Consider the following 441-nt stretch of genomic DNA (forward strand, 5'->3'; position numbering starts at 1 on the left):
GGCGCGAGTCGCAAAACCCATATTGGCGATGTCGCGACTGCGGAGATTGATCTCGGCCGGCGAGCCCGCGCCCTCGACAATGACCAGGTCGGCGCCCTCGCCGACCTTGGCCCAGGAATCCAGCACCGCGTCCATCAGTCCGGCTTTCATCGCCTGGTAGTCGCGCGCCCGCGCCTCGCCAAAAACCTTGCCCTGCACCACCACCTGCGAGCCGATATCGCTCTGCGGCTTGATCAGCACAGGGTTCATGTGCACGGTCGGCCTCACCCCGCAGGCCAGCGCCTGCAACCATTGCCCGCGGCCGATCTCACCTTCGCCGACCTCGCCGGGAATGTCGGCCACGGCGGCATTGTTCGACATGTTCTGCGGCTTGAACGGCCGGACCTTCAGGCCGCGATTCTTCGCGGCCCGGCAAAGCCCCGCTACTAGCACGGTCTTGCC

General features: G+C 66.4%; 1 pseudogene. It reads right to left on the minus strand.

The window, feature by feature from the left end:
- A pseudogene (locus EOA27_RS39935) lies at positions 1-441 on the minus strand (cobyric acid synthase CobQ); the annotation flags it as partial.

Origin of the sequence: Mesorhizobium sp. M2A.F.Ca.ET.037.01.1.1, from assembly GCF_003998075.1 — a bacterium.
Taxonomy (GTDB): domain Bacteria; phylum Pseudomonadota; class Alphaproteobacteria; order Rhizobiales; family Rhizobiaceae; genus Mesorhizobium.